The sequence below is a fragment of the Cellulomonas triticagri genome, from assembly GCF_003696205.1.
Classification (GTDB): domain Bacteria; phylum Actinomycetota; class Actinomycetes; order Actinomycetales; family Cellulomonadaceae; genus Cellulomonas; species Cellulomonas triticagri.
Window position 1 is genome coordinate 1 of sequence record NZ_RFFI01000258.1, and the last position, 1405, is coordinate 1405.

The 1405-nt window shown below is 76.4% G+C and carries 1 protein-coding gene; it reads right to left on the reverse strand.

Annotated elements, in window-relative coordinates; genetic code table 11:
- Window positions 1-1405, reverse strand: a 1405-nt coding sequence (locus EBM89_RS20690; protein ID WP_199732232.1) for a proline dehydrogenase family protein, incomplete at both ends; no start/stop codon positions are given.

Here is a 1405-nt window from a genome sequence, read left to right on the forward strand (position 1 = left end):
GCGCTCGGCGGGCGGGCGGGCGGACCACGCGGGTGCGGCGGCCACGGCCCGGGCGACGACGGCGTCCACCTCCGCGACGTCCGTCACCTCGACGGCACCGGCGGGCGGCTCGACGTCGGCGGCGACCAGCGCGGCGGCCCACTCGCGGGACGCGGGGACGGCCGGGTCGGTGTCGGCGGCGTTCCGGAACTCCCCGGGCCGCACGGTCGTGTCGGCGCGCGGCAGCCGGCGCGGGGTGGTCGGCACGGTCGCCGCGTCGCGGACGGACGCGAGGAACGCCTGCTCCTGGCCCCCGACGCCGCGGGTGGTGTCGCCGAGGTCGACGTCACCCTCGGCGAACAGGGCGTGCAGGAAGTTCTGGTGCGCGGAGTTCTCCTCCAGGCGGCGCACCAGGTAGGAGATCGCGACGTCGAAGTCCTGCTGCGCGACGACGGGCGTGTAGAGCAGCACCTGGCCGACGTCGCGCTGCACGGCGCGCGCCTGCGCGGGGGCCATGCCCTGGAGCATCTCGACGTCCAGCGCCTCGGTGACGCCCCGCTGCCCGGCGAGCAGGTGCGCGTACGCGACGTGGAAGAGGTTGTGGCTGGCGACCCCCACCCGGAGCGCGTCGGTGCGCGCCGGGTCCAGGGCCCGCTCGACGAGGCGCACGTAGTGCGCGTCGACGTCGGGCTTGCCCGCGTAGGGCGCCTGCTCCCAGCCGTGCAGCTCGGCCTCGACCTGCTCCATCGCGAGGTTCGCGCCCTTGACGAGGCGGACCTTGAGCCGCGCTCCCCCGGCCTCGACGCGGCGCCGGGCGATGGCGGTGATCTCCTCCAGCGCGGCGCTGGTGTCCGGCAGGTACGCCTGGAGCACGATGCCGAGCTCGTGGCCGCGCACGGCGCGGTCGTTCACGAGCTCGTCGAACACCCGCACGGTCAGCGCGAGGTCCCGGTACTCCTCCATGTCGAGGTTGAGGAACGTGCCCGACTCGGCGGCCACCCGGTACAGCGGGCGCAGCCGGTCCACGACGCGGCGGACGCTGCCCTCGGTGTCCCAGGTGGACAGCTGGCTCGCCACGGCGGAGACCTTGACGGACACGTAGTCGACGTCGGGGCGCGCGACGAGCTCGCAGACGCGCTGCAGGCGGCGGTTCGCCTCGTCCTCGCCGAGCACGGCCTCGCCCAGCAGGTTGAGGTTGAGCCGGAACCCGTCCCGCTTCGCGCGGGCGATGTGCGGGGCCAGGCCGGGGCCCGCGTCGGCGACGAGGTGCCCGACGAGCTGGCGCAGCCGGATGCGGGCGGCGGGCACGACGGCGGACGGCAGCAGCGGCGCCACCTTCGCGCCGACGCCCAGCAGCACGCGGTCCGCGGCGCCGAGGAACGCCGACGCGTCCGCCGCCCGGTCCCCCAGCGCGGCGAGCTCCGCG